This is a genomic window from Bauldia litoralis (genome assembly GCF_900104485.1).
Lineage (GTDB): Bacteria > Pseudomonadota > Alphaproteobacteria > Rhizobiales > Kaistiaceae > Bauldia > Bauldia litoralis.
Genome location: NZ_FMXQ01000006.1, coordinates 154480 through 181366 on the forward strand (window position 1 = coordinate 154480; position 26887 = coordinate 181366).

Annotated in this window: 25 protein-coding genes; 15 read left to right on the top strand and 10 right to left on the bottom strand. The window is 66.9% G+C overall.

Annotated elements, in window-relative coordinates; genetic code table 11:
• Positions 1-25 precede the first annotated feature (25 nt).
• Positions 26-340: a co-chaperone GroES gene (locus BLT60_RS15050; protein ID WP_090877433.1), complete on the bottom strand. Its 315-nt coding sequence runs from the start codon at positions 338-340 to the stop codon at positions 26-28.
• A 342-nt stretch (positions 341-682) separates the two neighbouring features.
• Here BLT60_RS15050 and BLT60_RS15055 point away from each other — a divergent pair, with 342 nt between their 5' ends.
• Positions 683-961, top strand: a complete 279-nt coding sequence (locus BLT60_RS15055) for a DUF1488 family protein (RefSeq protein ID WP_090877435.1) — start codon at positions 683-685, stop codon at positions 959-961.
• Positions 962-963: 2 nt separating this feature from the next.
• Positions 964-1236 (top strand): hypothetical protein, encoded by a 273-nt coding sequence (locus tag BLT60_RS15060; RefSeq protein WP_244521282.1) that lies wholly within the window; start codon positions 964-966, stop codon positions 1234-1236.
• Here BLT60_RS15060 and BLT60_RS15065 read toward each other — a convergent pair.
• From BLT60_RS15065 to BLT60_RS15075, 3 genes are all read right to left on the bottom strand, one after another.
• The gene (locus BLT60_RS15065) at positions 1233-2537 is read right to left on the bottom strand and encodes a TRAP transporter large permease (protein WP_090877439.1); all 1305 of its coding nucleotides are present in this window, start codon (positions 2535-2537) and stop codon (positions 1233-1235) included. The genes BLT60_RS15060 and BLT60_RS15065 overlap by 4 nt on opposite strands.
• The gene (locus BLT60_RS15070) at positions 2534-3013 is read right to left on the bottom strand and encodes a TRAP transporter small permease (RefSeq protein ID WP_090877441.1); all 480 of its coding nucleotides are present in this window, start codon (positions 3011-3013) and stop codon (positions 2534-2536) included. The genes BLT60_RS15065 and BLT60_RS15070 overlap by 4 nt, the downstream gene beginning before the upstream one ends.
• A gap of 95 nt (positions 3014-3108) precedes the next feature.
• On the bottom strand, positions 3109-4134 hold the full coding sequence (locus BLT60_RS15075; protein ID WP_342028602.1) for a TRAP transporter substrate-binding protein: 1026 nt from the start codon (positions 4132-4134) through the stop codon (positions 3109-3111).
• A 196-nt stretch (positions 4135-4330) separates the two neighbouring features.
• On the opposite strand from BLT60_RS15075, the gene BLT60_RS15080 reads away from it, so the two are divergent.
• The 13 genes from BLT60_RS15080 (at position 4331) to hypE (ending at position 15763) form a co-directional block, all read left to right on the top strand.
• The gene (locus tag BLT60_RS15080; protein WP_090877445.1) at positions 4331-5005 is read left to right on the top strand and encodes a Crp/Fnr family transcriptional regulator; all 675 of its coding nucleotides are present in this window, start codon (positions 4331-4333) and stop codon (positions 5003-5005) included.
• 103 nt (positions 5006-5108) lie between these two features.
• The gene (locus tag BLT60_RS15085; RefSeq protein ID WP_244521283.1) at positions 5109-6227 is read left to right on the top strand and encodes a 4Fe-4S dicluster domain-containing protein; all 1119 of its coding nucleotides are present in this window, start codon (positions 5109-5111) and stop codon (positions 6225-6227) included.
• 19 nt (positions 6228-6246) lie between these two features.
• Positions 6247-6717, top strand: a complete 471-nt coding sequence (locus BLT60_RS15090; RefSeq protein ID WP_090877449.1) for a cyclic nucleotide-binding domain-containing protein — start codon at positions 6247-6249, stop codon at positions 6715-6717.
• Positions 6718-6719: 2 nt separating this feature from the next.
• Entirely contained in the window at positions 6720-7556 is an 837-nt protein-coding gene (locus BLT60_RS15095; protein ID WP_090877452.1) for an FAD/NAD(P)-binding protein, read from the top strand.
• Between the two features lie 2 nt (positions 7557-7558).
• The gene (locus tag BLT60_RS15100) at positions 7559-8338 is read left to right on the top strand and encodes an NADH-quinone oxidoreductase subunit B family protein (RefSeq protein ID WP_090877454.1); all 780 of its coding nucleotides are present in this window, start codon (positions 7559-7561) and stop codon (positions 8336-8338) included.
• Entirely contained in the window at positions 8328-9632 is a 1305-nt protein-coding gene (locus BLT60_RS15105; protein WP_090877456.1) for a Ni/Fe hydrogenase subunit alpha, read from the top strand. Before BLT60_RS15100 ends, BLT60_RS15105 begins: the two co-directional genes overlap by 11 nt.
• On the top strand, positions 9629-10096 hold the full coding sequence (locus BLT60_RS15110) for a hydrogenase maturation protease (protein WP_090877458.1): 468 nt from the start codon (positions 9629-9631) through the stop codon (positions 10094-10096). The genes BLT60_RS15105 and BLT60_RS15110 overlap by 4 nt, the downstream gene beginning before the upstream one ends.
• Positions 10097-10118: 22 nt before the next feature.
• A complete protein-coding gene (locus tag BLT60_RS15115) occupies positions 10119-10352 on the top strand; it encodes a hypothetical protein (protein WP_210185620.1) in 234 nt (77 codons plus the stop codon).
• Entirely contained in the window at positions 10342-12651 is a 2310-nt protein-coding gene (hypF, locus tag BLT60_RS15120) for a carbamoyltransferase HypF (RefSeq protein ID WP_210185621.1), read from the top strand. Before BLT60_RS15115 ends, hypF begins: the two co-directional genes overlap by 11 nt.
• Positions 12648-13259 (top strand): LysE family translocator, encoded by a 612-nt coding sequence (locus tag BLT60_RS15125; RefSeq protein WP_090877463.1) that lies wholly within the window; start codon positions 12648-12650, stop codon positions 13257-13259. Before hypF ends, BLT60_RS15125 begins: the two co-directional genes overlap by 4 nt.
• 11 nt (positions 13260-13270) lie before the next feature.
• Positions 13271-13522: a HypC/HybG/HupF family hydrogenase formation chaperone gene (locus BLT60_RS15130; protein WP_090877465.1), complete on the top strand. Its 252-nt coding sequence runs from the start codon at positions 13271-13273 to the stop codon at positions 13520-13522.
• 82 nt (positions 13523-13604) lie between these two features.
• Entirely contained in the window at positions 13605-14717 is a 1113-nt protein-coding gene (gene hypD, locus BLT60_RS15135; protein WP_090877467.1) for a hydrogenase formation protein HypD, read from the top strand.
• On the top strand, positions 14714-15763 hold the full coding sequence (hypE, locus tag BLT60_RS15140; protein ID WP_090877469.1) for a hydrogenase expression/formation protein HypE: 1050 nt from the start codon (positions 14714-14716) through the stop codon (positions 15761-15763). Before hypD ends, hypE begins: the two co-directional genes overlap by 4 nt.
• Before the next feature lie 223 nt (positions 15764-15986).
• On the opposite strand, the gene BLT60_RS15145 is transcribed toward hypE, so the two are convergent.
• The 6 genes from BLT60_RS15145 to BLT60_RS15170 all read right to left on the bottom strand — a co-directional run bounded on the left by BLT60_RS15145 (position 15987) and on the right by BLT60_RS15170 (position 26673).
• Positions 15987-17204 (bottom strand): efflux RND transporter periplasmic adaptor subunit, encoded by a 1218-nt coding sequence (locus BLT60_RS15145; RefSeq protein WP_090877472.1) that lies wholly within the window; start codon positions 17202-17204, stop codon positions 15987-15989.
• Between the two features lie 3 nt (positions 17205-17207).
• Positions 17208-19580 (bottom strand): ABC transporter permease, encoded by a 2373-nt coding sequence (locus BLT60_RS15150; protein WP_090877805.1) that lies wholly within the window; start codon positions 19578-19580, stop codon positions 17208-17210.
• Positions 19581-19585: 5 nt separating this feature from the next.
• Positions 19586-20293: an ABC transporter ATP-binding protein gene (locus tag BLT60_RS15155; RefSeq protein WP_210185622.1), complete on the bottom strand. Its 708-nt coding sequence runs from the start codon at positions 20291-20293 to the stop codon at positions 19586-19588.
• Positions 20294-20405: 112 nt separating this feature from the next.
• Positions 20406-21410 carry a dihydroorotate dehydrogenase-like protein gene (locus BLT60_RS15160; RefSeq protein ID WP_090877476.1) on the bottom strand — a complete coding sequence of 335 codons (1005 nt, stop codon included), beginning with the start codon at positions 21408-21410 and terminating at the stop codon, positions 20406-20408.
• Positions 21411-21412: 2 nt separating this feature from the next.
• Positions 21413-25000 (bottom strand): pyruvate:ferredoxin (flavodoxin) oxidoreductase, encoded by a 3588-nt coding sequence (gene nifJ / locus BLT60_RS15165; RefSeq protein ID WP_244521284.1) that lies wholly within the window; start codon positions 24998-25000, stop codon positions 21413-21415.
• Positions 24997-26673 (bottom strand): NAD(P)-binding protein, encoded by a 1677-nt coding sequence (locus BLT60_RS15170; RefSeq protein WP_090877809.1) that lies wholly within the window; start codon positions 26671-26673, stop codon positions 24997-24999. Before BLT60_RS15170 ends, nifJ begins: the two co-directional genes overlap by 4 nt.
• Between the last annotated feature and the right edge of the window lie 214 nt (positions 26674-26887).

Here is a 26887-nt window from a genome sequence, read left to right on the forward strand (position 1 = left end):
GCTGAGTTGCGAGGCGCCCGGGAGGTCAGGCGGCCTTGCGGGCCGCGGCTTTCGTTTCCAGGACGCCCATGACATCGGACTCCTTCATGATGAGGAGTTCCTCGCCATCGACCTTCACCTCGGTTCCGGACCACTTGCCGAAAAGGATGCGGTCGCCGGCCTTGAGGTCGAGCGGGACAAGCTTGCCGGCTTCGTCGCGGGCGCCCGGACCGACGGCGACAACTTCGCCTTCCTGGGGCTTTTCCTTGGCGGTGTCGGGAATGATGATGCCGCCGGCGGATTTCGCTTCGGCTTCGATTCTGCGCACCACGACTCGGTCGTGGAGAGGTCGGAACTTCATCGGTGTGTCCTTTGTGAGGGGCATGGCCGGAGGTCGGGGACGCCCGGGCTGCCTGCTGGCACTCTCCAGGGGCGAGTGCCAAGCTGTGCGGGATGTATGAACTTATTTCGGGGGTTTCAAGAAAAATCGGAATAACTATTAGGTTCAGGTACCTTGGATAATTCCAAATATTTAATAGGGGCCATTTCTGTTTCGTCCCTATAATAAAAAAGCGAGCCATCGCCGACTTTTTCTAGACAGGATAGTTGGCGGTTCACGACAGACGCCTTCAAGGCGTGATTGCGCCGAAGAATTCGGGGGAGACTCGCGTGAGGGCTCCCGCTTCGATCCCGGAGATCGACCATGAGCCTCAGCTTTCCAAATACCAGTCGCAGTTACGATTCGGATCGGCATCGCATCCGCTTCTGGGGTCACGACAACGCAATGGAAGTCTCGTTCTTCCTGGAGGAGAACGCGATCTTTGCGCTTTATCCGGAGACCCGCCCGATGGAGGCGGCAATCCTCGAAGCCTTCGATGCCGCCCGCGACAAGATCATTGCGGTCGCTTCGAGGACGTATCGTCCGCGCGAGCATCGCAGCTTCTACACACTCACTGCCGACCAGTTTTCAGGTGCGCGATGACGATGCGGACCAGTCGCGAGACCGTGACGTTCAAACAACCCTTCACCCTGTCGGGTATCGAGGGTGACCTGCCGCCTGGAACCTACGATGTGGAGACGGACGAGGTCTTGATCGCCGACCTGTCCTTCGTCGCCTGGCGTCGCGTTGCCACGACGATCCACGTGCGGCGCGCCGGGGTCTCTCAGGCTCACCGCGTTGACGCCGTCGATCTCGACGCAAGCCTTCTGCGCGATGCCGGATTGACGGTTCGTGGTTCGGGAGAAAATCCCGCCTAGTCGATGAACTTGCCCATCAGCATGCGCGGCAGCCAAAGCGTGAGCGCCGGAAACAGGATGACGATGGCGAGGATCACCAGCATCGGCGCCAGAATGATGCCGACATCCCGCAATGCTTGTCGGACGGTGATCTTGCCGATCGAGCAGGAAATCAGCAGGCACAACCCGTAGGGCGGCGTCACCAGGCCGAAGGCGAGGCTGATGATGCCGATGATGGCGAAGTGGATCGGATGCATGCCGACCGCCTGGGTGACGGGGAAGAGCACCGTGCCGAGGATGATGATCGCCGGGATCGCATCGATGAAGCAGCCGATCACCAGGAAGGATATCGCCACCGCGAAGCCCATTTCGGTGACGCCGAGGTCGAGCGCCTGGACATAGGTGACGAGCGCCGCGGGAATCCTGAAATAGGCGAGGATCCAGCCGAAGGCGCTTGCCGTGCCAATGCAGAAGAGGGCGATCGAGGCGAAGCGCCCGGTATCGTAGAGGACGTGGCCGAGCTGGCGGATGCCGACCGAGCGGTAGACCAGCATGCCGAGGATCAGCGCATAGATCGCCGCGACCACCGATGCCTCGGTCGGGGTGAACAGCCCGCCGACAATGCCGCCGACGATGATGATCGGCGTCATCAGGGCGAGGAAGGCTCCGGCGACGGCGCGGGCCAGTTCGACCAGCGTGGCGCGGTCATGCAGGCCCATGCCATGGCGGCGGGCATAGAGATAGACGGTCAGCATCTGGGCGCCGGCGATCAGCGCGCCGGGGATGACGCCGGCAAGGAACAGGCCGCCGATCGAGACCGACATCAGCCCGCCCCACACCACCATCAGGATCGACGGCGGGATGATGACGCCCATCACCGAGGAACAGGCGGTGACAGCGACGGCAAAGGAAGACGAGAAGCCCTCCTTCTTCATCTGCGGGATGAGCAGCGAGCCGATCCCCGCGGCGTCGGCGGTCGAACTGCCGGAGATGCCGGCGAAGAACATCGAGACGACGACGTTGACGTGACCGAGTCCCCCCGGCAGGTGCCCGACGAGGGCGCGCGCCAGTCGTATCAGCCGGTCGGTGATGCCGGCGACATTCATCAGGTTGGCGGCGAGCAGGAAGAAGGGCACCGCCAGCAGGATGAAGGAATTGTAGGAGCGGAACATCTCCTGGAGGAGCAGCACCGGCGTCAGCCGCGGCTCGATGAAGAAGACCGGCAGACAGGCCAGCGCCAGCGCGAAGGCCACCGGCACCCGCAGGATGATGAAGAACAGGAAGGTGCCGAACAGCAGCGCCGCGACAAATCCGGGGGTCATGGCGCGTTACGCATGGTGAGGACCTCGCCGACGATCTTCTCGACGCTGAAGACGAAGAACAGGAAGCCGGCGATCGGCCAGGCGGCGAAGATCCAGTTCATCGGCAATTCGGCGATCTCGGAAGTCTGGAACCAGCCGAATTCGATGAAGTCCCAGCCGTACCAGATGAAGACCAGGCCGACCAAAAGGATCATCAGGTGGACGAAGATCCGCTTGGCGGCCTCGACTTTCGGGTTCAGGGCCGGCGGCAGGACGTCGAGGTCGAAATGGGTGCCGTCGCGAACCGCGCACATGGCGCCGATCATGATCATCCAGACGAAGCAGAAGCGGGCGATCTCCTCCGTCCAGATGTAGCGCGGAATGATGCCGGTGAAGCGCGACAGGATCTGCATCGTCACCGGGATCAGCAGCCCGGCGATCAGCGTCGCGAGCAGCACCTTCAGGACGAGGTGAATGGCGTCGAGGATACGGGTCATGGAACGGCGCGCGCTCCCCTGGCGCTGGAGTCCACACGGCGACCGGGGCGCCGCGAAAGCGGCACCCCGACCTGTTTAAGGCGGCGAATTTTCGCCTACTCGATGGCCTGGATGTTGACCAGGACCTCGCCGGCGCCGAGCTCTTCGGCATAGGCCTTGAGCACCGGGTCGGCGAGTTCCAGCATCTTGTCGCGGTCGGTGAACTCGACCGTCTCAAGCCAGCCCTTCTCTTCCATCGCGCTCAGCTTGGCGGCATCCTCGCCGCTTTCGATGTCGCGACCGAATTTGCCGGCCTCGGCTCCGGAGGAGATGATGCAATCCTGCAGGCCCTCGGGCAGCCGCTGGAAGGTCTTGTTGGAGATGAAGAGCGGCCGCACGGTGATGGCGTGCTTGGTCAGCGTGACATACGGCCCGACCTCGTAGAACTTCATCTGCTCGATGCCGGCGGCCTCGTTCTCCGCCGCCTCGATGACACCGGTCGAGATGCCGTTATACACCTCGTTATAGGCGATGACGGTCGGCGCGGCGCCGATCGCGTCGAAGACGCGGGTCCAGATCGGCGCACCCTGCATGCGGATCGGCAGGTCCTGCATCTCCTCGAGGTTGCTGATCTTCTTGTTGGCGAAGACGTTGCGGGTTCCGCCGCCGGCATAGCCGAGGAGGATGACGTCCGCCGTCTTGAGGATGTCGTCGGCGACCGGCTTCAGGCCGTCCTCCTGCAGCACCTTCTGCCAATGGTCCTCGTCCCGGAACAGGAACGGCATGTCCATCAGCGGCGCCATCTTCGAGAAGGTCGACATATGGGCCGGCGAGGCGACGGCATAGTCGACCGACAGGCCCTGGTTCATGTAGGCGACATAGTCTTTCTCAAGGCCGAGCTCGGAGTTGAGATGCAGCTCGAAGATCACCGGCTCGTCCGTGTAGCAGGCCTGAACCAGCTCCTCGAACTTGCGCATGGTCTTGGTGAAGGCGTGGTTCTCGTCGAACTGGCTGGCGCCGATCAGCGTGATGTCGGCACTGGCGGGCGACGCTGCGACCGACATTAGTCCGACAAGGGCGAGTCCGGCGACGGTCATCCCGCCGCGCTGCGCAATCCTGCGCGTGAGGTCTTTGCTTGGCATGCGTTTCACTCCCGGTAACTTTTTTGTTCATTGCTTGCATGATCAGCTTAGGGTGTTCTGCGCGCGTGTAAATGGTTCAAGCTACCAACGATTGAGATCACCGGCCTGGGGGAGGCGACCCGCGCTCGCCACAATCCACCTCTAGTGGTATCGCTACGGTTGGAACCACGGGGTCTGCGGCGTATGAGGTTCTTCCTTGGCCACCATTGACATTGCTGCCGAACTCGACGGCACCGTTCTCTTCGGTGGGCTCGATGAAGCCGACCTGCGCCGGCTCGCCGGCATCGCCCGGGAGAGCAACCTTGCCGCGACCGAGACCCTCTTCGACCAGGGCGATGAATCGGACGGCCTCTACATCGTCGTATCCGGCATCATCCGCATCTACCTGACCGCCGACGACACCCGCGAGGCGACGATCAACCTCCTGGAGGAGGGCGAGGTAATCGGCGAGATGGCGCTGCTCGACGGGCTACCGCGCAGCGCTGGCGCCGCGGCGTTGACCGACGCCAAGCTGATCTTCATTCCCCGCGAGCCGTTCATGTCGCTGCTCGACACGACGCCGCGCCTTGCCCGGCAGATCATCCTGATGCTGTGCGAGCGGCTGCGGGCGGCCAATTCCCAGGTCGACCAGGCCATCTTCCACGACCTGCGCCACCGGCTGCTGGTGCTGCTGCGCCAACTGGCGATGATCCATGGCCGCATCGAGGCCGAAGTTGCCATCGTCGACCTCGAACTGACCCAGGGAACGCTCGCCCAGATGCTGGGATCGAGCCGCGAGGCGGTCAACAAGCAGCTTCGGGCGCTGGCCAAGGAAGACAAGATCCGGATGAACGGGCCGCATATCGAGATTTACCGCTCGACCCGCGACTGACGTCCGTCGCCGGCACGCCGGCTTCTCCCCGATGAATTGACCTCGCGCAATACAGCCGGCCGGATTCGTGGTTGGATGCCGGGTGACGTCGGAGGAGGCGCCCTTGGAAGCTGGCCGCGAGCAATCCGTTCTGACCGTCGCCGGGGTGGAGGCGCTGTTCGCCGCGCTTCGCGATCGGGGCTACCGCGTCGTCGGCCCGACGGTTCGCGACCAGGCCATCGTCTACGACGACATCGCGGCCGTCGACGATCTGCCGCGCGGCTGGACCGACGAACAGGACGGCGGCCACTACCGTCTCAACCGCCGCGACGACGACGCGCTGTTCGGCTATGTCGTCGGCCCGCATTCGTGGAAGAAGTTCCTGCATCCGCCACGGCAACGCCTGTGGTCCGCCAAACGCGAGGATGGCGAGACACGGGTCACCGCCGACGTGACCGAGCCGCCGCGCTTCGCCTTTATCGGTGTGCGCGCCTGCGAACTGAACGCCATTGCCATCCAGGATCGCGTCTTTCTCGGCGGCCCCTTCGCCGATCCGCATTATCAGGCGCGGCGCGAGGACGCCTTCTTCGTTGCCGTCAATTGCGGCCAGGCCGGCGGCACCTGCTTCTGCGCCTCGATGAAGACCGGGCCGAAGGCCGAAGCCGGATTCGACCTGGCGCTGACTGAAATGCTGGAGGGCGGCGAGAGCCGCTTCCTCGTCGAGGTCGGATCGGACGAGGGCCGCGACGTGCTCGCCGCGCTGCCGCGGGAACCGGCGACCGCGGCAGACGAGGCGACCGCCATCGGGATCGTCGCGCGCACCACGGCGTCGATGGGCCGCGCGATGCCGGAGGGCGATATCCGCGAATTGCTGCTCGAAAATCTCGAACACCCGCGCTGGGACGATGTCGCCGAACGCTGCCTGACCTGCGGCAACTGCACGATGGTCTGCCCGACCTGCTTCTGCACGTCGGTGGAGGATACCAGCGACCTGACCGGGACGGAGACATCGCGCGAGCGGCGGTGGGATTCGTGCTTCACCATGGATTTCTCCTACATCCACGGCGGCAGCGTCCGGTCGAGCGCTAAGGCGCGCTATCGGCAATGGATGACCCACAAGCTCGCCACCTGGTTCGACCAGTTCGGCACCTCCGGCTGCGTCGGCTGCGGACGGTGCGTCACCTGGTGCCCGGTCGGAATCGACATCACCGAGGAAGTCCGCGCCATCCAGGGCGGGGACTAGAGGCTCAGGGAGACGGAGAATGGCGGTCGAAGGACTGGAGCGCATCGTCAGGGATCACCCCTTCTTCAAGGGGCTCGACGAGTCGTTCCTCGAACTGGTCTGCGGCTGCGCGCAGAATGTGCGCTTCGAGGCCGGCGCGTATCTCTTTCGCGAAGGCGGACCGGCCGATCAGCTCTACCTGATCCGCGAAGGCAGGGTGGCGCTGGAGATCGCCGCGCCGGGAAGCGGCGCCGTGACGTTCCAGACCGTCTCCGAAGGCGAGATCGTCGGTATCTCCTGGCTCTTTCCACCCTATCGCTGGACCTATGACGCCCGCGCCATGGAGCGGGTGCGGGCGATCGGCATGGACGCGACCTGCCTGCGCACCAAGTGCGAGGCCGACCACGACCTCGGGTATGACGTGATGAAGCGGCTGGTGCCGATCCTCTTTCAGCGCCTGCAGGCGACGCGGCTGCAGGTTCTCGACATCTACGGGAAGCCGGCGGCGTGACCATGGTGCAGCCGGCGAGCCACGACCCGATGGTGCCGCAGGTGATGCGGGTCGCCCAGGCACAACTGGACGCGCCCGATGTCTTTACCCTGAAGCTTGAGCCGGAGGCGGACCTGCCGCGCTTCACCCCCGGCCAGTTCAACATGCTGACCGCCTTCGGCGTCGGCGAGTCGGCGATCAGCGTCAGCGGCGACCCGGCCAGCGGCGACGGCATCGTCCACACCATTCGCGCCGTTGGCGCTGTGTCGCGGGCGCTGACCGAGCTGCGCGTAGGCGACTCGCTCGGCCTGCGCGGCCCCTTCGGGGTCGGCTGGCCGATGGAGGAACTCTACGGCAAGGACGTCATCCTGCTTGCCGGCGGTATCGGCCTGGCGCCGCTCCGCCCGGCGATCTACCGGCTGCTGGCCGAGCGCGAGCGTTTCGGTGCGGTGGCGATCCTCTACGGCACGCGGAGCCCTGCCGATATCCTGTTTCGCAGCGAGGTCGAATCTTGGCGTCAGCGTCTCGATGTCGACGTGCATGTGACGGTCGATCATGCCGACGAGAGCTGGCACGGTCAGGTCGGCGTCGTGACGACGCTGCTGCCGCGCATCGCCTTCGATCCGGGCCGGACCGTTGCGCTCCTGTGCGGGCCCGAGATCATGATGCGCTTCGGCGTCCAGGCGCTGGGCAGCGTCGGCGTGCCGGACGAGGGGATGTACCTGTCGATGGAGCGCAGCATGAAATGCGGGATCGGCCTATGTGGCCATTGCCAGTTCTCGCCGGCCTTCGTCTGCAAGGACGGGCCGGTCTTCCGCTACGACCAGATCCGCTACCTGCTGGCGCTGAAGGAGCTCTAGGGATGGCCGAAGCGCACAAGCCACGGCTGGCGGTCTGGAAATTCGCCTCCTGCGACGGCTGCCAGTTGAGCCTGCTCGATTGCGAGGACGAATTGCTGGCCGTCGCTGACGCCATCGACATCGCCTATTTCATGGAGGCGACCCGGGGCCACATCTCCGGTCGCTACGACCTGTCGCTCGTCGAAGGCTCGATCACCACCGCCCATGCCGCCGAACGGATTCGCGAGGTGCGGCGCATCTCCGACGTGGTGATCACCATCGGCGCCTGCGCCACCGCCGGCGGCATCCAGGCGCTGCGCAACTTCGCCGACGTCAAGGAATATGCCTCGATCGTGTACGCTCGGCCGGACTATATCTCGACGCTGGCGACCTCGACGGCGATCGCCGACCACATCCGCGTCGAGTTCGAACTGCGCGGCTGCCCGATCAACAAGCGCCAGCTTGTCGAGGTGGTGTCGGCCTATCTCGCCAAACGCAAACCGGTGACCCCGGCCCACAGCGTCTGCGTCGAATGTAAGCTGCGCGGCACGGTCTGCGTCATGGTCGCCCATGGTACGCCGTGCCTCGGGCCGGTGACCCATGCCGGCTGCGGCGCGCTGTGTCCGGCCTATGACCGCGGCTGCTATGGCTGCTTCGGGCCGATGGAAACGCCGAACGCGCCGGCGCTCAGCGACTGGCTGTCCAGACTCGGCATGGATGACCGGTCGATCAGCCGCGTCTACAGCACCTTCAACACCGATGCCGAACCGTTCCGCGAGGAGAAGGAACGCCATGGTAGGTAAGACCAAGACCATCAAGGTCGATTACCTTGCCCGGGTCGAGGGCGAGGGCGCCTTCAAGGTGGTGGTCCGCGATGGGGTGGTGGAGTCGGCGGAGCTTGCGATCTTCGAGCCGCCGCGCTTCTTCGAGGCCTTCATGCGCGGCCGTGATTTCTCGGAAGCGCCCGACATCACCGCCCGGATCTGCGGTATCTGCCCGGTCGCCTACCAGATGAGCTCGGTCCACGCGATGGAGGACGCGCTCGGCGTCACCGTCGACGGGCCGCTGCGCGACCTACGGCGGCTGATCTATTGCGGCGAATGGATCGAGAGCCACACGCTGCATGTCTACATGCTGCATGCGCCGGATTTCCTCGGCTATGCCGGCGCCATCGACATGGCCCGTGACCACGCCGAGGTGGTCCGCAAGGGGCTGGCGCTGAAGAAGGCCGGCAACGACATCGTCAATCTGGTCGGCGGCCGCGAAATTCATCCGATCAACGTCAAGGTCGGCGGCTTCTACCGGACGCCCACCCGGCGCGAACTCGAACCGCTGGCCGAAACGCTGAAGACGGCGCGCGACCTTGCGCTCGAGACCGTCAAGCTGGTGGCGGGCTTCGACTTCCCCGACCGCGAGCGAGACTATGTCAACGTCTCGCTCAGTCATCCCGGCGAGTATCCTTTCAACGAGGGCCGCATCGTCTCGAATGGCGGTCTCGATATCGCGGTCGCCGACTACGACAAGCATTTCAGGGAAATCCATGTCGAGCGGTCGACGGCGCTGCAGGCCGAGATGCTCGGCGTCGGCTCCTACCTGGTCGGTCCGATCTCCCGCTACAATCTCAACTTCGACCGGCTGTCGCCGCTGGCGCAGGAGGCGGCGCGGGAAGCCGGCCTCGGACCGGTCTGCAACAATCCCTTCCGCAGCATCATCGTCCGCTCGGTCGAGATCCTCTACGCCTGTGACGAGGCGCTGCGCATCATCGCCGACTACCGGCAACCCGACCGGCCGGCGGTCGAGATACGCCCGCGCGCCGGCATTGGTTACGCGGCGACCGAAGCCCCGCGCGGGTTACTCTATCACCGCTACCGGCTGGAGGAGGACGGCAGCATTGCCGAGGCGCAGATCGTGCCGCCGACCTCGCAGAACCAGCCGAGCATCGAGGAGGACCTGCGCAGCTATGTCGGCGGCTGGCTCGACCTCGACGACGAGGCGCTGCAGCATCGCTGCGAGCAGACGGTGCGCAACTACGACCCCTGCATTTCCTGCTCGACCCATTTCCTCAAGCTCGAACGCATCGACGAGACCAGCCGATGACGACCGGCACTCTCATCGTCGGCATCGGCAACCCCGATCGTGGTGACGACGGAGTCGGTCGGCTGGTCGCCCGACGGCTGAAGGCGATGGTCGCGCCGGAGGTGCGCGTCGTGGAACACGACGGCGAGGCAGCGTCGCTTCTGGCCTGTCTCGAGGGTGTCCGGACGGCGTTTCTGATCGACGCATGCGTGTCCGGAGGGGCGCCCGGGGCCGTCCGCCGGCTGAATCTGGACGAGGACGGCGGCGCGTTGCCCGACCTGCAGTTCGGTCTCTCGACCCATGGCTTCGGCCTGGCGGAAGCGATCGCGCTCGGCCAGGCGCTTGGAAATCTGCCGCCGCGCACGGTGGTCTTTGCGATCGAGGCGGGCGGCTTCGAGACAGGCGCGGCACTCACCCCGGCGGTGGCGGACGCCATCGAGACGGTGGCGGGCATGGTCGCGGACGAGGTGATGCAGGATGCATGAAGCGTCGCTGATGAAGAACCTGATGGCGAAGATCGACGCCATTGCCGATGAGGAAAACGCCCGGCGCGTGGTGGCAGTTTCGGTCTGGCTGGGGGCGCTCAGTCACATGACCGAGGAGCATTTCGGCGAGCATTTCCGCCATTCCGCGGCCGGCACGAGGGCCGAAGGCGCGCGGATCGACGCGACTCTTTCCGACGATCCCGGTCACGCCAATGCGCAGGACGTCCTGCTGGAAAGTGTCGAGGTTGAAACCTGAACCCGCCATCGCCAACGCCGTCAGCGCGGCGCCGTCGCGGCGGCGGATCGTCGTCCGTGGTGTCGTGCAAGGTGTTGGATTCCGGCCGTTTGTCTATCGTCAGGCGACTGACTTTGGGCTTTCGGGATGGGTGGGGAATACCGCTGGCGGGGTGACGATCGAGGTGGAGGGCCCGGGTGTGTCGATCGATGCGCTGGTCGATGCGATCCGGTTGAGGCCGCCTGTCAGCGCGCGGGTCGAAGGTATTGAGATCGAACGGGGTATTCCGACCGGTGAATCCGGTTTTTCGATCCGGATGAGCGACGACGTTGGTGGGCGGACGGCAGGGGTTCCGGTCGATCTGGCGACCTGTCCGGACTGTCTGGCGGAAGTGTTCGATCCGCTAAACCGCCGATATCATTACCCTTTCATCAACTGCACCCAGTGCGGGCCGCGGTTCAGTATCATCACCGGCATGCCGTATGACCGGGCTCGGACGGCGATGGTTGGCTTCCCGATGTGCCTGGACTGCCAGGCGGAATACGACGATCCGGGCGACCGGCGGTTCCATGCCGAGCCGAATGCCTGCCCGGCCTGCGGGCCACGACTCGCGGTTTGGGACAGGGACGGACACCCCCTGGACACCGACGAGGCGGCGCTTGCGACGGCGGCGGACGCGCTTCGCGACGGGCGGATCGTCGCCGTGAAGGGCGTTGGCGGCTTCCATCTCATGTGCGATTCACGCAACGGCGATGCAGTCGACGATCTCCGGCACCGAAAGCGGCGGGAGGCGAAGCCGTTCGCGGTGATGTTCCCGTCGCTTGCGACAGTCCGGGCGAGTTGCCGGCTGTCCCAAACGGAAGAGACACTCCTGACCGATTCACGGCGCCCCATCGTGCTGCTCACCCGAACCGGCGGGCCGATCGCCGAGGCGGTCGCGCCCGGCAATCCCCGGATCGGGGCGATGCTGCCCTATGCTCCGTTGCATCATCTGCTGATGCGGGATTTGGGATTTCCGATCGTGGCCACCAGCGGCAATGTCAGCGACGAGCCGATCGTCACGGACGAGCATGAGGCGGTTGAACGGCTTGCCGGGATCGCCGATCTCTTCCTCGTCCATGATCGGCCGATCGTCCGGCCGCTCGACGATAGCGTCGTCCAGGTGGTCGCGGGCGCCGGCCAGGTGCTGCGGCTCGGTCGGGGCCATGCGCCGGCGCGGATCGCGGTCGATGGGGTCGAGGAGGGCATCGTCGCTGTCGGCGGGCACCTCAAGACGGCGGTCGCCGTGACGCAGGACAACAGTGTCGTCGTTGGTTCGCATGTCGGCGATCTCGACACCGTGGCGAGCCGGGCCGCGCACACTGCCGCGCTCGCCGACCTGACGCGGTTTCACGCCATCGCGCCAAGGCTGGCGGTGCGCGATCTCCATCCCGACTATGCGTCGCGCCGCGCCGCCGAAACCCTCGGCGTCGACACCGTTGCGGTCCAGCATCACCTCGCGCATGTCGTTGCCTGCCTTGCCGAAAACGGCGTTGCGCCACCGGCGCTTGGCGTTGCCTGGGATGGGACCGGATATGGCGACGATGGGACGATCTGGGGCGGCGAGTTCATTCTGGTGAAGAGGGATAGCTGGCGGCGTGTCGGACGGCTTCGCCACTTCCCTTTGCCGGGGAGCGAAGCGGCGGTGCGCGAGCCGCGCCGGGCGGCGCTGGGTCTCCTGTTCGAGGCGTTCGGCGAAGAGGCGGTGACGATGACCGACCTGCCGACGGTCGCCGCCTTCGACGTCGCTGAACGCGGCGTGATCGGCCGGATGCTAACGCGCGGGGTCAATGCGCCGCTGACATCGAGTGTCGGGCGGCTGCTCGATGCCTTCGCCTCGCTCTGCGGCTTGCGGCAGGTCAACGGGTACGAAGGGCAGGCGGCCTGCGAACTGGAATGGGCGGCAGGGGAGCGGGCCGGAGGCGCGCCCTACGATTTCCCGGTGTCCGATGACGCGGAGGGGATGCTGGTGGTCGACTGGCAGCCGGCACTGGAGGCGGCGCTGGCCGAGCTTCGCGCCGGGGGAGCGTCCGACGTTGTGTCCGAGGCGGTGCATGGCGGGCTGATCGCGGCCATCGTCAAGGTGGCGGCACGGGTCGGCGAAAACCGGGTGGCGCTCTCGGGCGGCTGCTTCCAGAATGTCCGCCTGACCGAAGGCGCCGTTGCCGGACTTCGGGAGACCGGGTTCACGCCGCTTTGGCACCGACGCATTCCGCCGAACGACGGCGGCCTGGCGCTTGGGCAGGCCGTCTGGGCCGGGATGACGGAGACCGCGTCATGAGTATCGAATTTCTTCTGACGTCGATGGTCGTCATCCTGCTGCCGGGCACCGGGGTGATCTACACGCTGGTGATCGGGCTTGGGCAGGGGCTGCGGCCCAGCATCGTCGCCGCCTTCGGCTGCACGCTCGGGATCGTGCCGCACATCTTCGCCAGTATCGTCGGCCTGGCTGCGGTCCTGCACGCCAGCGCCGTCGCCTTCCAGGTTGTCAAGATTCTTGGCGTGGCCTACCTCGTCTACATGGCGTGGAGCGTGCTCCGCGACAAAGGCGTTCTCCAGGTCCGGGAGGACAAGACAACGATGACGGCACGGCAAATCGTGGCCCGGGGGATCGTCCTCAACCTGCTCAATCCGAAGCTGTCGCTGTTCTTCCTGGCTTTCCTGCCTCAATTCGTTCCTGTCGGGACCGCGACGCCGACGATGACGATGCTGGGTCTGGCCGGCGTGTTCATGCTGCTGACCTTCGTGGTCTTTGTCGGTTATGGCGCGGCTGCCGCGGCGACCCGCGATTACGTCATCTCGAAACCGATCGTGATGCGGTGGCTCCGACGCTCGTTCGCCGGGACGTTCGGTTTGCTCGGGCTTCGGCTGGCGCTCTCGGACAGATAGGACAGGTTTCCATGTGCCTCGCAGTCCCCGGACGAATCCTCAGCACCAGCGGCGACGATCCGCTGATGCGGGTCGGTCGCGTCGATTTCGGCGGCGTGCTCAAGGAGATCAACCTCGCCTATACGCCGGAAGCGACGATCGGCGACTACGTGCTGGTCCATGTCGGCTTCGCCATCACGGTGATCGACGAGGCGGAGGCGGAGAAGGTTTTTGCGCATCTGCGCGAGATCGGGGAACTGGAAGACCTGGAGGAGGCGGGGTGATGGCGAGGCATCGGCCCCACGCCCGTCTGGGTCCCCGCTTTCGCGGGGAGGAGCGGTTGAGGATGCCCCTGAGGGGTGGCCCATGAAGTTCCGGGACGAGTATCGCGATCCGGTCGCGGCGCGGGGGTATGCCGACGCGATTGCCAGGATCACCACCCGGCCGTGGACGCTGATGGAGGTATGCGGCGGGCAGACCCATGCGATTGTCCGCTATGGGATCGACGAATTGCTGCCCGACGGGGTGACGCTGGTGCATGGGCCGGGGTGTCCGGTCTGCGTGACGCCGGCGGAATATATCGACAAGGCGATCGAGATTGTCGCCCGGCCGGAAACGATCCTCTGCTCGTTCGGCGACATGTTGCGGGTGGCAGGGACCGGCGGAGACCTGCTGGCGGCGAAGTCGCGCGGCGGCGACGTGCGGGTGGTCTATTCGCCGCTCGATGCGCTGACCATTGCCCGGGCCAATCCCGACCGCGAGGTGGTGTTCTTCGCCGTCGGCTTCGAGACCACCGCGCCGGCCAACGCCATGGCCGCCTACCAGGCCAAGCGCGAGGGGCTGACCAACGTCTCGCTGCTCGTGTCGCACGTTCTGGTGCCACCCGCGATGCGGACGATCCTCGACGGGCCGACCAACCGCATCCAGGGATTTCTCGCCGCCGGCCACGTCTGCACTGTCATGGGCTTCGAGGAGTATTATCCGATCGCCGCGCAGTATCATGTGCCGATCGTTGTCACGGGTTTCGAACCGCTCGACATCCTCGAAGGGGTCTACATGACCATCCGCCAGCTCGAGGAAGGGCGGGCGGAGGTCGAGAACCAGTACAGCCGCTCGGTGACGCGGGCCGGCAACCGGACGGCGCAGACCATTATCGGCGAGGTCTTTCGCGTGACGCCGCGCCGCTGGCGGGGGATCGGCGATATTGCCGAGAGCGGGCTTGGCCTGTCCGACGCTTATGCCGGGTTCGATGCCGAGCGGCGGTTCGGTCCGGTGTCGTCGGGGGCAGAAGCGAAAACCGAATGCATCAGCGGACTGGTGTTGCGGGGCGAAAAGAAACCGCCGGAATGCCCGGCCTTTGGTACGCACTGCACGCCGGAGCGGCCGCTGGGGGTGACGATGGTTTCCTCCGAAGGCGCCTGCGCCGCCTATTACCGCTATCGCGGCCGCAAGTCGGCGTCGCTCGAGGCCGCGTCGTGACGGACGGTGATTTCAGCCTTGCCTGTCCGGCGCCGGCCGGCGGCGACGATACCGTGCAGATGGCCCATGGCGGCGGCGGGCGGGCGATGGAACGGCTGCTCGACACGATCATCCGGCCGGCCTTCGACAATCCGCACCTGGCGCGCCGCCATGACGGGGCCGTGCTCGACCTTGCCGGGCCGGTCGCCTTCACAACCGATTCCTACGTGGTCAAGCCGCTGGTCTTCCCCGGCGGCGATATCGGCACGCTGGCGGTCAACGGCACGGTCAACGACCTTGCCATGTGCGGGGCGCGGGCGGCGCATCTCAGCGTCGGACTGATCCTCGAGGAAGGGCTGCCGCTCGACACCCTGCGCCGGGTCGTCGCCTCGATGCGAAGCGCCGCCGATGCAGCCGGGGTGACGCTGGTGACCGGCGACACCAAGGTGGTCGATCACGGCAAGGCGGATGGGCTGTTCGTCAACACGGCGGGGCTGGGACCGGTGGTCAGCGCCGCGCCGATCGGCCCGGACGCGGTACGCGCCGGCGACGCGGTGATCCTCTCCGGCGATATCGGTCGGCATGGCATCGCGGTGATGGCGGCGCGGGAGGGCTTCGGCTTCGAGACGGTGATCGAGAGCGACTGCGCGCCGGTGGTCGATCCGGTGATGGCGTTGATCGAGGCAGGCGTCGCGGTCCATTGCCTGCGCGACCTGACGCGGGGCGGGCTGGCCAGCGCCGCGGTGGAGATCGGCGAGGCGGCCGGTGTTTCGATCGCGCTCGACGAGGCATCGATCCCGGTCCGCGAGGATGTCAACGCCGCCTGCGAGATACTCGGGCTCGATCCGCTGCATGTGGCGAACGAGGGACGCTTCGTCGCCTTCGTTGCAGAGGCCGACGCCGAGCGGGCGATCGACATTCTCCGGCGCTTCGCGGTGTCGGCGGGCGCCGTTCGGATCGGCACGGTCGGCGGCGGGGCGGCCGGGGAGGTGACATGCCGGGGGGCGCTGGGTGTCGATCGCATCGTCGACATGCTGAGCGGGGAGCAACTGCCGCGGATCTGCTGAGGGGGGAGTGGAGGGGTCGTGCGTCCTTCGAGGCTTCGCTATGCGAAGCACCTCAGGATGGCGAAGGTGGTGCAAAGCGCCTTTCCGGGCGTGAAATGATGCCCAAGAATGTTGGTTGGCTTCCTTCCTCGCCATCCTGAGGTGGCCGGCGCGTCAGCGGCGGCCCTCGAAGGACGCACCTCCGTCCGACCGGCACACCCGCCAAACGCCTGGCGGAAACCGATCATCCCTGTTCGGCGACGCGACCGACCACCGCGATGCCGTCGACGACCCGGTCGCTCGGGTGGATAACGATCCGGTCACCTGCATCGAGACCCTCGATCACCTCGGCGGCCGTGTTGTTGCGATGGCCGAGGACGACGGTTGTCTCGACCGCCTTGCCGTCGACGATCCGGTAGACCGTCCAGTCGGCGCCGACACGGAAAAGGGCGCCGAGCGGGACCTGGAGGACGTCGTCCTCTTCCCAGACCGAGATGTGGACCATGACGCGGAATTCGTGGCCGAGGCGCTCCCAAGCCTCCCTCGGGTCGACGATATCGAGGATGGCGTCGACCCGCTGTTCCTCGATGCCGAGTGCCGAGACCTTGGTATAGGCGGCCGGATCGACCTGGCGGACCTCGGCGGCAAGCGGCTGGCCGCCCCACTGGTCGATGGTGGCATGGCTGCCGGGATGGACGCTGACCGCGTCGCTCGACAGAAGGTGGACAATGATCTCGAGGTTGGCGGGGTCGCCAAGTTCGAGCAGACCCTGGCCGGCGGCGACCACCTGCTCGCTCTCGGTCAGCAGGTCGAGCACCGTACCGTCGACGGGGGCGCGCAGGGTCAGGCAACAGGCGCCGCTGCTGCCGCCTTCAAGCTGGTTCGGCTGGATCAGCCGCGCCTCGGCGCTCGACAATTCGCTCTGGCGAAGGGTGAGGGCGGCCTTGGCCTGGGCGACCTGGGCGGTGGCGGTGTCGAGATCGGCGACGGCCTTTTCCTGGGCGCGGATGGTGATGGTCCCGGCCTTGACGAGGCGTTCGGCGCGGTCGCGGTCGGACAGGGCCATCCGCTCGGTCGCCTCCGCCGCGGTCAACTGGGCTTCGGCCAGAGTGACCGAAGCGCGGGCGGCCTCGACGGCGGCTTCCAGCTCGCGGCGTGAGCGGACGTCGAGGAAGGGCGGGTCGACCGGGTGGATCGAGGCGACCGCGGTGGTGTTGCGATGGACCTGGTCGCCGATCTCGACCGGCAGGCGTTCGACCTGGCCGGCGACCGGGGCGGAGACGCGGAAGACATCGCGGATGCGGGCGATGCCCTCCTCGTCAATGGTGACTGAGAGGGGCGCGCGGGTGACCGTGGCGACGTCGACCGCGACCGGCTGGGGCATCAGCGCGTAGATGGCGCCGGCGACGATCAGCGCCACGACGACAAGGCCCAGGGCGCGCTTGACCCATTTCGATTGCATTGCCTACTCCCTTGTCTTCAGGACGCGGACGAGATCGAGGCTGTCGACCCGACGGCGGACGATCAGGGCGCTGACCAGCGCGGCGGCGACGACGACGATGCTGGCGATCGCGAAAGTGCTCGGCTCGATGACGAACGGCACGCGGAACATGTCTGTGGCGAGGCTGTCGGTAATGATGATGCCGAGCCCGGTGGCGATCAGCCAGCCGATCGGCTGGGCGAGGGCGACGATGACGCCGATCTCGATGAACAACACGTTGGAGACCTCGGCGCGGCGGAAGCCGAGGACGCGCAGCGTCGCCAATTCGCGGGCGCGCTCCGACAACTGGATGCGGGCGGAATTGTAGACGACGCCGAAGGCGATGATGATGCTGAGGGCGAGGTAGACGGTGAGCATCATCGTCATGTTCTCCTGCATCGTCTCCTGGAAACGCTGGCGGGAGCGGCTGACCAGGGCGACGGCGGAGATCTGCGGCGTTTCCTTGACGGCGGTGTAGAGGTCGTCGAGACGGCTGTCGTCGACCAGCAGGTGGACGCCGGAGATGCGCGGGCCGGTGCCCTGGAGGCGGGCGAGAGCCTCGATGTCCATGAAGACGACGAGGCCGATATAGCTCTGGATGATCTGGGTGACGGGGACGTCGACCGTGCGGCGCTCGCCGTCGAGGAATTCGACGCGGGCGAGATCGCCGGGGCGGAGGTGGAGGAGGTCGGCGACGCGATCGCCGATGGCGAGGCCGGTCGGCGGGAGCAGGACCGGCGCGAGGTCGAGGTCGAGGACGCGGCTGAGGTCGGTCTGCGGCGGCTTGCCGGTGATGGTGAGCTGGCGGGAATACTGGCCGTTGCGCATCGTCACCGGGGCGGAGAGATAAGGCTCGGCGGCGATGACGCCGGGCAGGCGCGCGACCGCTTCGAAAGCCTGTGACGGGCGGGCGGTGGAGAAGGCCAGCGTCGCGTCCTGTCGCTCGGTGCGGAAGAAGACGGCGTCGACCATGAAGTCGACCGAGGAGAGGGTGCCGAGGGCGACCCCCATCAGGGCGACGGCAAAGGCGGTGCCGATCGCGGTGAGCAGCGAGCGGACCGGGTGGCGGACAAGGTGGCGCAGCGCCATCGTCGTCAGCTGGGAGAAAAGGTTCAGGCGCGACAGCAGCCCGCCCATGAACTGGCGATAGACCTGCGGGGCGGGCGGGCGCATGGCGACGGCCGGCGGCAGGGCGAAGACAACCGTGATCGCCCGCAGCGCGCCGGCCGCGGCGGCGGCCATGCTGACCACGGCGGCGATCAGGTAGATGTCGATGTCGGAGCGGAAGACGAGGAAGGGGAAGGCGAAGAAGCGCGAATACATGACGGTCATGCCGCGCCCGGCCCATGTGCCCAATGCGGCGCCGATCAGGACGCCGATGACGGCGATGACCAGCACCAGCTTGAGGTAGTGCCAGGCGACGGCGCCGCGGCCGAAGCCGAGCGCCTTCAACAGGCCGATCTGCTCGCGCTCCAGCTCGATGAGGCGCGACAGGATCATGTTGATCAGGAAGGCCGAGACGAGGAGGAAGATCGGCGGGATCATCTGGGCCATGCCGCGCAACTGGTCGAGCTCGCCCTGCAGGAAGGCGTTCGACATCTGGTCCTTGCGGGCATGGGCGCCGGTGCCGCCATAGGGTTCGAGCAGGTCGTCGATCGCCTCGATCGCCTCGATCACCGCGGTCTCGCTGGCGTCGCGCAGGAGCCGGACGCTGACGGAGTTGAAGGCGCCGTCGAGATCGAAGAGCGAGGCCAGCGCCTCCTCCGGCATCCAGATGGTGGCGAAGCGGCGGCTGTCCGGCATCATGTCGCCGGGGCCCAGCGCGTAGACGAACTCGGGCGACATGGCGATGCCGACGACGGTCAGCCGCATCTTGGCGCTGCCGATGACCGCCTCGAACTCCGATCCGATCTCGAAGCGCTGCGCCTCGGCGAACTGGGTGTCGATGGCAACTTCGTTGACGCGGCCGGGCTCCGGCATCCGGCCCTGGCGGACGAAGACATCGTTGACGTCGATCGACCGGTCGGGCGGGGTCGAGACGATGAGACCGGTCGCCGGCTCGCGGAAGCCCTCGATATCGAGGAGCGCCATCTCGACGATGCGCGACTCGACCGCCGCGACGCCGTCGATCTCGGCAATCCGGCGGGCGACGGAGTCCGGGACCCGCGACGCGGAGGCGAAGACGTCGCCGAACTTGTAGCGCTCGTAATAGGCGTCGCGGGTCTCCTCGAGCGACAGATAGGCGCCGAAGGCAAGGATCAGGGTGGCGACGCCGCAGGCCATGACCAGGGCAATGGCGAGCGACTGGGCCCAGAGCCGGCGGAGGTCGCGAAAGAGCTTGATGTCGAGGGCCCGCATCCGGCTCACCAACTCACTTCGGACGGCTTGAGGCGGGTCTCGTTCTCGATCACCTCGGTGATCGCTCCATCCGAAAAGTGGAAGACGCGATCGGCGATCGAGCCGATGGTGGCGTTGTGGGTGATGATGGCGGTGGTGGTGCCGAGTTCCTTGTTGGTTGCGGTCAGGGCGTCGAGGACGAGGATGCCGGTCTTCGAGTCGAGGGCGCCGGTCGGCTCGTCGCAGAGCATCACCTCCGGCCGCTTGGCGACGGCGCGGGCGATGGCGACCCGCTGCTGCTCGCCGCCGGAAAGCTGGGCCGGGAAGTGGCCGATGCGCTCCTTGAGGCCGACGAGTTCAAGCGCCTCCTCGGGGCGCATGGCATTGCGGGAAATCTCGGTGACCAGCGCGACGTTTTCCCGGGCGGTCAGGCTCGGGATCAGGTTGTAGAACTGGAAGACGAAGCCGACGTGGTCGCGGCGGTAGCGGGTCAGTTCGCGGTCGCTGGCGGAAGAGAGGTCATGGTCGCGATAGCGGACTTCGCCGGTCGTCGCCGTATCGAGGCCGCCGATGATGTTGAGGAAGGTCGACTTGCCGCTCCCCGACGGACCGAGCATCACCGTCAGTTCGCCGTGGAACAGATCGGCGTCGACGCCGCGCAACGCCTTCACCTCGACGTTGCCGGTCTGGTAGATCTTGCTGAGACCACGGATGGTGAAAACGGCTTCGCGCAATGCGTGTCTCCTCAGCGGAGGACCCTAGCGCGGAACCGTGTCATTGGCTTGACCCAAGTCAATCGGCCGGATCGATCGTGCAGTCCGGCCGGGCAGCATCGACCGTCAGGGATCAGCGGGGTTCGCCGCCGTAGCCGACCAGCATCTCGGCATATTGGGCGCGCAGCAGCGGTTCGGTGGTCTCCAGGCGGTCGGCGGCGAGGCGGCCGCGCATGGCGGCGAGGCTGTCGAAACCGCGTCCCGCCATCCAGTCCGCCAGCCCGTCGCGCAGGGTTGCGATGTGGTCCGGTCCGTGGCGGAGAAGGGCCGAGGCGGTCATCGTCACGTCGGCCCCGGCCAGCAGATACTTGACCACCTCGACATGGCTCTCGACGCCGGTGGTCGCGGCGAGCGAGGTGTTCAGCCGGCCGGCGAGCAGCGAGATCCACAACAGCGCCTGCCGGATCTCGTAGGGCGAGCTGAGCTCGAGATCGGACTTCGGGGTCAGTGTCGCGAGATCGATATCCGGCTGGTAGAAGCGATTGAACAGGACCAGCCCGTCGGCACCGGCGCCGACAAGCGCGCCGGCGAAATGGCCGGGGGAGGAGAGCCACGGCCCGAGCTTGACCGAAAGCGGGATCGGTACGGCGGCGCGGACGGCAGAGACGGTTTCCAGCCAGCGCCGCTCAACGGCCTCGCCGCTCTCATCGATGTTGGCCGGAACCCGGTAGAGGTTGAGTTCGATTGCCGAGGCGCCGGCTGCCTCGATCTCATGGGCGAAGCTGACCCAGCCGGCGGGCGCCGAGCCATTGAGGCTGGCGACGATCGGCACGGCGCAGGCTTCGCGCGCCCGTCGGATCGTCTCAAGCCGCGCCTCCAGTCCGCCCGTCTCGGTGTCGGCCGTCGGGAAATAGCCTGCGGCTTCCGGTTGGGTCCAACTGCCTTCCTCCACCAGCGCCAGGGTGAGCGCATCCTCCGCCTCGATCTCCTCCTCGTAGATCGACGGCAGGACGATCGCTGCCGCGCCGGCATCCTCAAGCCGTCGAATGCCATCGAGGCTGCGGGACAGCGGCGAGGCCGAGGCGACCACCGGGTGGGCGAGCGGCAGGCCGAGCCATGTGGTGGCGAGATCGACCATGCTCAAACCTCCGTCCAGTTCGGCTGGAACCGGCTGCCGTCGCGGGCGGCGAGATCCTCATAGGTGCGGTAGCGCTCGTCGACGACGGCCTGCGCCTGACGCATCAGGTGGTCGGCGCGCTCGCGATCGCTGCGGGCGAGCGTCTTGTAGCGGAGTTCGCGATAGGCGAAGTCGGCGAGCTTGACGCGCGGCCGGGGGCTGTCGAGGCGGAAGGGATTCTCGCCGCTTCGACGCCGGGTCGGGTCGTAGCGGAACAAGGGCCAATAGCCGGCGGCCGTCGCCCGCGCCTGTTGCTTCATGCCGAAGCGCAGGTCGAAGCCGTGGGCGATGCAATGCGAATAGGCGAGGACCAGCGACGGGCCGGGATAGGCTTCCGCTTCGCGCAGCGCCAGCAGCGCCTGTTCGGAATTGGCCCCCATCGCGATCTGCGCAACATAGACATAGCCATAGGCGATGGCCTGCATGGCGAGGTCCTTGCGCGGCACTTCCTTGCCGGCCGACGCGAACTTCGCCGTGGCGCCGAGCGGCGTCGCCTTCGACGACTGGCCGCCGGTGTTGGAATAGACCTCGGTGTCGAGGACGAGGACATTGACGTCGCGGTTCTGGGCCAGGGTATGGTCGAGGCCGCCATAGCCGATGTCATAAGCCCAGCCGTCGCCGCCGACGATCCAGACGCTGCGACGGACGAGAAAATCGGCGAGCGCCAGAAGGTTCAGCGCAATGTCGTCGATGCGGCCGGCGAGCTTCTCGCGCATGGCGGCGACCCGTGTGCGCTGCGCCGCCAGCTCGCTCTCCGTCACCTGCGGGGCTTTGAGGATCGCCGTGACCAGATCGTCGCCGATATCCGCGGCGAGCTCTGCCAGGAGATGGCGGGCGACTTCGGTCTGCTTGTCGATGGCGAGGCGGTAGCCGAGGCCGAATTCGGCGTTGTCCTCGAACAGCGAATTGTTCCAGGCCGGGCCGCGTCCGTCGGCACCGGCGCGCCACGGATGGGCCGGCAGGTTGCCGCCATAGATCGACGAGCAGCCGGTGGCATTGGCGATCTGCAGGCGATCGCCGAAGAGCTGGCTGATCAGCTTGACGTAGGGCGTCTCGCCGCAGCCGGCGCAGGCGCCGGAGAATTCGAACAGCGGCTCGAGGAACTGGACGCCGCGGACATTGGCGAAATTGACCCGCGAGCGGTCGACCTGGGGGAGCGTCTCGAAGAAGGCGATGTTCTTGCGCTCGGTCTCGACCAGCGGGCGCTTGTCGACCATGTCGATGGCGCGGTGGTCGGGATCGGTCGGGCTGATCGCCGGGCAGTTCTCGACGCAGATGCCGCAGCCGGTGCAATCCTCGACATAGATCTGCAGGGAGAAGCGGCTGTCGGGAAAGCCGCGGGCATTGACCGGCGCCGAGCGGAAGCTGTCAGGCGCGGTGTCCAGCGCGTCTTCCGCATAGGTCTTGGCGCGGATGACGCTGTGCGGGCAGACAATGCCGCACTGGCCACACTGGATGCAGAGATCGGCATCCCAGAAGGGGACCTCGACGGCGATGTTGCGCTTCTCGAAAGCGGTGGTGCCGACCGGGAAGGTGCCGTCGACGGGGAGGGCGCTGACCGGAATGGCGTCGCCGCGACCGGCCATCATCGCGCCGGTGACGGTGCGGACGAAGTCCGGCGCGTCGTCGGGGACCAGGGGTGGATTGTCCGTGCCGGTCAGGTCGACGGGGATCGTCACCTCGTGGAGATGCGCCAGCGCGGCATCGACCGCGGCGAAATTCTTCTCGATGACCGCGCCGCCCTTGCGACCATAGGCCTTCTCGATCGATGCCTTGATCGCGGCGATCGCCTCGTCACGCGGCATGATGTCCGAGATGGCGAAGAAGCAGGTCTGGAGGATGGTATTGACGCGGGGCCCAAGCCCTAGGTCCTGTGCCACCTTCGTCGCGTCGATGACGAAGACGCGGAGCTGCTTCTCGATGATGTGGCGCTGGACGGGACGGGGCAGGTGATCCCAGACGGCGTTGGCTGTGTATGGCGCGTTGAGCAGGAAGGTGGCGCCGGGGCGCGCCGGGCCGAGGATGTCGAGCTTGCGCAGCAGCTCGAAGCGGTGGCAGGCGACGAAATCCGCGTGACGGATCAGGTAGGGGGCATGGACCGGCTCGTGGCCGAAGCGGAGATGCGAGACGGTCTCGGCGCCCGACTTGTGCGAGTCGTAGACGAAGTAGCCCTGGGCGAAGCGGTCGGCGTCCTCGGCCAGCATCTTGACGCTGTTCTTGTTGGCGCCGACCGTGCCATCCGAGCCGAGGCCGAAGAACAGGGCGCGCGTGGTGGCATCCGGTTCGATGTCGAAATCGCGGTCGAAGGGAAGGCTGGTGCCGGAGACATCGTCGTCGATGCCGATGGTGAAGCCGTTGCGGGGCTTGTCCTTCGCGGCCTCGTCGAAGACCGCCCTGACCATGCCGGGATGGAAGTCCTTGGACGACAGGCCGTAGCGACCGCCGAAGATGCGGGGCATGGCGGTTCGCTCGCCGTTGGCGACAGCCTGGGCAAATGCGGCGACGACGTCCTGGTAGAGCGGCTCGCCAGTGCCGCCGGGCTCCTTGCAGCGGTCAAGCACGGCGATGCCGCGGACGGTGGCCGGCAGCGCGGCGAGGAAGTGTTCGACGGAAAACGGCCGGTAGAGCAGGACCTGCAGCGCGCCGACCTTCTGGCCGTCGGCCGCCAGCCGGGCCGCTGTCTCGCGCACCACCTCGGCGCCGGAGCCCATGGCGATGGCGACGCGTTCGGCCTCCGGGTGGCCGTCATACTGGAACAGCCGGTACTGGCGACCGCAGAGGCCGGCGAGCCGGTCCATCGCCGCCTGGACGATGACGGGAACCGCTGCGTGGAACGGGGTGGCGGTTTCGCGGGCCTGGAAGAAGGTGTCCGGGTTGTGGGCGGTGCCTCGGACCACCGGATGGGCCGGGCTCAGCGCCCGCTCGCGATGGGCGCGGATCAGCTTCTCGTCGATCATCGCCCGCATCGTGTCGTCGGGCAGCAGGGTCAGCTTGTTGACCTCGTGCGAGGTGCGGAAGCCATCCATGAAATGGAGGAAGGGGATGCGGGATTCCAGCGTCGCGGCCTGGGCGACCAGGGCAAGGTCGTGCGCCTCCTGCACCGATGCAGCGCCCATCATGGCGAAGCCGGTGGAGCGCACCGCCATCACGTCCTGATGATCGCCGAAGATCGAAAGCGCCTGGGTGGCGAGGGAACGCGCCGCGACATGGAAGACCGTCGGCGTCAGCTCGCCGGCGATCTTGAACATGTTGGGCAGCATCAGGAGCAGGCCCTGCGAGGCGGTGAAGGTGGTGGTCAGCGCGCCGCTTTGCAGCGACCCGTGCAGCGCACCGGCCGCGCCGCCCTCGGACTGCATCTCCTGCACCGAAGGGAGCGTCCCCCAGACGTTGGCAATCCCCCTGGCGATCCACTCGTCGGCATGCTCGGCCATCGGCGAGGAGGGGGTGATCGGGTAGATCGCGAAGACCTCGTTGACGCGATAGGCGACATGGGCGACGGCGGCGTTGCCGTCCATGGTGTCGGTGACGGGTGTGTTGGCGATCGCGCTCATGGCCGGACCTTGAAGCGGAGAGGACTGTGGGCTTCCGGCGCAAGTGCCGCCACGGGTTCGGGCAGCATCTCGATCGCGTGGCAGGGGCACTGGTCGTAGCAGACGGCGCAGCCGGTGCAGAGGTCGAGGTCGACGGTGTATTTGCGGCCCTTGCCGAGTTTGACGACTGCCTGTTCGGGACAGGCGGCGAAGCAGTTGTCGCATTCGAAGCAGTTGCCGCAGGACAGGCAGCGGTCGGATTCGTACCGCGCCTGACGGGCGTCGATGCCGGCGACCACCTCGGCGAAGCCGGAGCGCGCTTCGGGGGGCAGGGCGCTCATCTGCGACCGCCCGGCATCGAGGAAATGCGGCAGGTTGAGCATCGGGAAATCAACCGAGGGCGCCTTTTCGCGCGGCTCGATGGTCTGGCCGTTCAGCCATGCGTCGATGGCGCGCGCGGCCTTCTTGCCGTGGCCGGTGGCGGCGGTCATCGTCATCAGGCCGCCGATGACATCGCCGCCGGCGAAGAGGCCGGGACGGCCGGTCATCATCATCGCGTCGACCAGCACGGTGTCACGGGCGCCGATAGCGACGTCGTCGATCTTTCGCAGAACATCGAGCTCGGCGTGCTGGCCGAGCGCCAGCACCAGTGCGTCGACGGGGAGGGTTTCGAGGCGGCCGGTCGGGGTAAGGGCGCCGTCTTCGCCGAGTTCGATCGCCTCGACGGTGACGCCTTCGGCTCCGAAGCGCACTGGGCTGGTCAGCCACTGGGCCTTGACGCCTTCGAGGAAGGCTTCGTCCGCCTCATAGGGGTCGGCGCGCATATGCTCGCGGTCGCGGCGGTAGATGAGGATTGCCTCCTCAGCGCCGAGTCGCCTGGCGACGCGGGCGGCATCCATCGCCGTGTTGCCGCCGCCGACGATGCCTACGACACGGCCGAGCAGGGGGGCGTTGCCGGCCTCGACCTGCTCGAACAGGCGAATGGCGTCGACCATCTTGCGGCCGTCGGCGGCGGGGATGTCGAGGTGGTTGCCGGCCTGGGCGCCGATCGCGACGAAGCAGGCGTCGAAGCCGCCTTCGGCGACGGCCGCGTCGAGATCGTCGACCCGGGTGTTCATGGTGAAGGTGACGCCCATGGCGGCGATGCGGGCGACTTCCTTGGCAAGGTCGGCGCGGGGCAGGCGGTAGGCGGGGATGCCGTAATGGAGCATGCCGCCGGGCTCGGCCATGGCGTCGCGGATCTCGACCGCGTGGCCGAGGCGGCGCAGGTGCCAGGCGCAGGAGAGGCCGGCGGGACCGGCGCCAACGACCAGGATGCGCTTGCCGGTATCCGGGCCGGGGGCGACGGTCCAGCCCTGCTCGGCGGCGAGGTCGCCGAGGTGGCGCTCGACCGCGTGGATCAGCACCGCTTCGTCGAGGTCCTTGCGGTTGCAGCTTGTCTCGCAGGGGTGGTAGCAGGCGCGGCCGTGGACGGCCGGCATCGGATTGTCGGCGACCAGCGTGCGCCAGGCCGCCTCGAAATCGCCGGTTCGTGCGTGCGCCAGCCAGGCCTGGATGTTCTCGCCGGCCGGGCAGGCGCTGTTGCAGGGCGGCAGGTGGTCGATCCATGCCGGCCGCTGCCAGCGCCGGGCGCCAGCGCCTTTCTGCATCGTCGCCTGGAGGACCGGCGTCAGGTCCTTCGGTATCAGGCTCATCCGCATCGCTCCCTTGTCGAGCGAGTCCTAGCGGTTGCGGCGGGGCGCCACTTTAATCCAGGTCAAATGCGCGAAAAGGCGGCTGGAACGGCAATGGGCCGCTATTTCCGATCAAAGTCGTTGTTCCGACTGCCGCCAACGCCGTGTCCGGGCTATGAACAGGGAACGGACTGTGGTTCAACCGTCCGCCCGTCCTGACGACCAGTATTCAAGG

Excerpts from the sequence above, each read along its gene's own strand:
- BLT60_RS15050 (WP_090877433.1), bottom strand. The coding sequence starts at position 340 with ATGAAGTTCCGACCTCTCCACGACCGAGTCGTGGTGCGCAGAATCGAA.
- BLT60_RS15055 (WP_090877435.1), top strand. The coding sequence starts at position 683 with ATGAGCCTCAGCTTTCCAAATACCAGTCGCAGTTACGATTCGGATCGG.
- BLT60_RS15060 (WP_244521282.1), top strand. The coding sequence starts at position 964 with ATGCGGACCAGTCGCGAGACCGTGACGTTCAAACAACCCTTCACCCTG.
- BLT60_RS15065 (WP_090877439.1), bottom strand. The coding sequence starts at position 2,537 with ATGACCCCCGGATTTGTCGCGGCGCTGCTGTTCGGCACCTTCCTGTTC.
- BLT60_RS15070 (WP_090877441.1), bottom strand. The coding sequence starts at position 3,013 with ATGACCCGTATCCTCGACGCCATTCACCTCGTCCTGAAGGTGCTGCTC.
- BLT60_RS15075 (WP_342028602.1), bottom strand. The coding sequence starts at position 4,134 with ATGCCAAGCAAAGACCTCACGCGCAGGATTGCGCAGCGCGGCGGGATG.
- BLT60_RS15090 (WP_090877449.1), top strand. The coding sequence starts at position 6,247 with ATGGCGGTCGAAGGACTGGAGCGCATCGTCAGGGATCACCCCTTCTTC.
- BLT60_RS15095 (WP_090877452.1), top strand. The coding sequence starts at position 6,720 with ATGGTGCAGCCGGCGAGCCACGACCCGATGGTGCCGCAGGTGATGCGG.
- BLT60_RS15100 (WP_090877454.1), top strand. The coding sequence starts at position 7,559 with ATGGCCGAAGCGCACAAGCCACGGCTGGCGGTCTGGAAATTCGCCTCC.
- BLT60_RS15105 (WP_090877456.1), top strand. The coding sequence starts at position 8,328 with ATGGTAGGTAAGACCAAGACCATCAAGGTCGATTACCTTGCCCGGGTC.
- BLT60_RS15110 (WP_090877458.1), top strand. The coding sequence starts at position 9,629 with ATGACGACCGGCACTCTCATCGTCGGCATCGGCAACCCCGATCGTGGT.
- BLT60_RS15115 (WP_210185620.1), top strand. The coding sequence starts at position 10,119 with ATGGCGAAGATCGACGCCATTGCCGATGAGGAAAACGCCCGGCGCGTG.
- BLT60_RS15125 (WP_090877463.1), top strand. The coding sequence starts at position 12,648 with ATGAGTATCGAATTTCTTCTGACGTCGATGGTCGTCATCCTGCTGCCG.
- BLT60_RS15130 (WP_090877465.1), top strand. The coding sequence starts at position 13,271 with ATGTGCCTCGCAGTCCCCGGACGAATCCTCAGCACCAGCGGCGACGAT.
- hypD (WP_090877467.1), top strand. The coding sequence starts at position 13,605 with ATGAAGTTCCGGGACGAGTATCGCGATCCGGTCGCGGCGCGGGGGTAT.
- BLT60_RS15145 (WP_090877472.1), bottom strand. The coding sequence starts at position 17,204 with ATGCAATCGAAATGGGTCAAGCGCGCCCTGGGCCTTGTCGTCGTGGCG.
- BLT60_RS15150 (WP_090877805.1), bottom strand. The coding sequence starts at position 19,580 with ATGCGGGCCCTCGACATCAAGCTCTTTCGCGACCTCCGCCGGCTCTGG.
- BLT60_RS15160 (WP_090877476.1), bottom strand. The coding sequence starts at position 21,410 with ATGGTCGATCTCGCCACCACATGGCTCGGCCTGCCGCTCGCCCACCCG.
- nifJ (WP_244521284.1), bottom strand. The coding sequence starts at position 25,000 with ATGAGCGCGATCGCCAACACACCCGTCACCGACACCATGGACGGCAAC.
- BLT60_RS15170 (WP_090877809.1), bottom strand. The coding sequence starts at position 26,673 with ATGAGCCTGATACCGAAGGACCTGACGCCGGTCCTCCAGGCGACGATG.